Source organism: Myxococcus sp. AM009, from assembly GCF_013372605.1.
In the GTDB taxonomy this organism is placed as follows: domain Bacteria; phylum Myxococcota; class Myxococcia; order Myxococcales; family Myxococcaceae; genus Myxococcus; species Myxococcus vastator.
This window is the reverse complement of the sequence record NZ_JABXEP010000314.1, coordinates 1-2,889: the sequence shown is the minus strand read 5'-3', so window position 1 is coordinate 2,889 and position 2,889 is coordinate 1. Positions and strand designations below refer to the sequence as shown.

The 2,889-nt window shown below is 69.1% G+C and carries 1 protein-coding gene; it reads right to left on the bottom strand.

Going from position 1 to position 2,889, the window contains the following annotated elements; genetic code table 11:
- Positions 1–2,889: amino acid adenylation domain-containing protein (locus tag HV824_RS35405; protein ID WP_176425234.1), on the bottom strand; the 2,889-nt coding region annotated here is incomplete at both ends.

Sequence of the window (2,889 nt, the reverse complement as noted above, 5' to 3'; positions counted from 1 at the left end):
GAGGAGGGGAGAGGGGAGGAGCGCCTCGGGGAGGAGGCGTGAGAGTTGGTGTCGGAGAGAGGAGGGGAGGAAGGGGGTGGCGTCGTCGAGGACGAGGAAGGCGACGAGGCGGACGTCGGAGGAGTGGGGAGAGGAGAGAGGAAGGACGGCGGCCTGACGGACGCCGGGGAGACGGCAGAGGGCGGCCTCGACTTCCTCGGGCTCGACGCGGACGCCACGCACCTTGAGCTGGAAGTCGGTGCGGCCGAGGTAGGAGAGGGAGCCGTCGGGATTCCAGCGGACGCGGTCGCCGGTGCGGTAGAGGCGAGCGCCGGGAGAGGAAGAGAAGGCGTGGGGGACGAAGCGCTCGGCGGTGAGGTGAGGAAGTGCGCGGTAGCCGCGAGCGAGGCCTTCGCCGCCGAGGAAGAGCTCTCCCGGGACGCCGATGGGAGAGGGGAGGCCGGCCTCGTCGAGGACGTAGGCCTGAGAGCGAGCCAAGGGCTGGCCCAGGCGGACGGGGCGGTGGGCTTCCACCTTCTCGGCCACCACGCAGATGGTCGTCTCCGTCGGGCCGTAGGTGTTGAGCAGTTGGAGGGACGAATCCTGGAGCTGCCGCGTCAGCGCATCCGGCAGCGCCTCGCCTCCCGAGATGAGGCGCTTGAGCGTGCGAAGCGCCGCAACGGCTCCGGGCTCCTCCATCGCGGTGGCCAGCGAGGACGGCGTGGTGCTGACGTGCGTGATGCCGTGGCGGGCGATGTCGCGCCCCAGCCCCAGCGGCCCTACGTCACGCAGCACGACCGTGGCGCCTCGAGTGAGCCCGTAGAACAGCTCCTCTAGATGGATGTCGAAGGAGAAGCTGCTGGAGGAAGCCCAGCAGTCACCCGGACGCGTGTCGTAGAGGGAGTCGAAGGAGTCGAAGGCGTGGACGAGGGAGCGGTGAGAGAGCTCAACGCCCTTGGGCTCGCCAGTGGAGCCAGAGGTGAAGAGGAGATAGGCGAGCGAGTCCGGGAGGACGCGAGGGAGGGGAAGTGAGGACGGAGACTCAGGCGAGAGCGGCTGGACGAGGGGAATCGCCAGCGAGGCGTCGGAGAAGAAGTCCGGGCGAGAGAGGACGAAGCGAGCCCGAGCCCGGTGGAGAAGCGAGGCACGGCGCTCGTGCGGGTGAGTGGCTTCGAGAGGAAGGCAGGTGGCGCCACTGAGGAGGATGGCGAGGAGGCCGACGACGGCGTCCTCGGAGCGCTCGAGGCACAGGCCGACGACGTCCTCCGGGAGGACGCCAAGGCCAAGCAGGTGCTGGGCCAGGCAGGTGGCGCGAGCGTGGAGCTGGGAGAAGGAGAGGCGAAGGCCGGAGGAGGCGAGGACGAGTGCGGTGGCGTCGGGAGCGCGAGCGACCTGGGCGGTCCACAGGGAGGACACCGAGGCGAGGGAGTCGAAGGGCCTGGAGGTGTCGTTGAAGGAGAAGAGGACCTGCTGGCGCTCGGAGGCGGAGAGGAGGTCGACGGACGCAAGCGGCGCGGAGGGAGCGGCGAGCGCGCCTTCGAGCAGGCGCAGGTAGTGGCCAACCAGGCGCTGGATGGAGTCGTGCTCGAACAGGTCGGTGCTGTACTGCACCGTCACGCCGAAACCTTCCGTGCTGGCGTGCACCGTCAGCGACAGGTCGAAGTGCGTGGTGTGGATGTCCAGTTCCAGCGGGCGCGCATCGAGTCCAGGGAATGCGCCTGTCAACGCATCGCCCTGCTGGTACAGGTCGAACATCACCTGGAAGAGCGGTGAGTGAGCGGAAGTCCGCTCCACGCCCAGCGCACGAACGACGCGCTCGAAAGGAACGTCCTGGTGGGACATGGCCTCCAGGGTGGTGGCGCGGACCTCGGAGAGCAGTGAGTCGAAGGAGCTGTCCGCGTGCACCTGGCTGCGCAGCACCAGCGTGTTCACCAAGGTGCCGACGACGTCCTCGGTGGCCGGATGGGTGCGGCCCGCGACGGGCGTGCCGACGCAGAAGTCGGACTGCTGCGAGTAGCGGCGCAGCAGCGCGGCGAAGGCCGCGTAGAACACCATGAAGGGCGTGACTTGCCGCTCGCGGCAGAGCGCGCGCACGGCCTCGTTCAGGCGAATGGACAGCGGCTCCCGGCGGGTCAGCCGTCCCCGAGGTGAGAGGACTGGAGGCCGCGCCTTGTCCGTGGGGAGCGACAGGACCGCCGGTGCGCCGGTGAGCTGCTGCTTCCAGTATTCGAGCTGCGCGTCCTCGCTCGCGAGCACGGGGGCGCTGCGCTGCCAGACCGCCACGTCCGCCCAATCCAGTGTCACAGGTGGCAGCTCGGGAGCTGCGCCCTGCTGGAACGCTCGATACGCCACGCCCAATTCGCGGACCAGGATGGACAGGGACAAGCCATCCACCGCCAGGTGGTGGAAGACGAGCGACAGGACGTGGTGCTCGGCAGAGAGACTCAGCAGGCTGAAGCGATAGAGCGGGCCATGCTCCATCGAGAACGGCGTGTCGATCTCCTCCCGCAGCCAGGGCTGCACCTCGTCGGCGGCCTCCACCTTCTGGTGACGGAGGACGCGTGTCGGCACCTCGAGGAGGAAGGGAGCAGGGCGCCCTTCGTCAGAGGGGACGGCGAGGCGGAGCACTGAATGGCGAGAGAGAAGCCAGCGGAGTGCGGACGACAGCGCCTCGACGTCGAGAGGGCCGTGAAGGAGAGCGGCCTCTGGGATGTGGTAGGCGGAAGAGTCGGGCTGGAGCTGCTGGATGAACCACAGGCGCTCCTGCGTGGAGGAGAGCACCGGCGCGGCCTCGGCCCTGGGAGTGGGCGCGGGCAGGAGCGACTTGCCGGTGCCGGCCAACCCTTCGACTACCTGGGCGAGAGAAGCGACGGAGGGAGCGGAGAAGAAGGAGGAGAGGGGCAGGTCGAC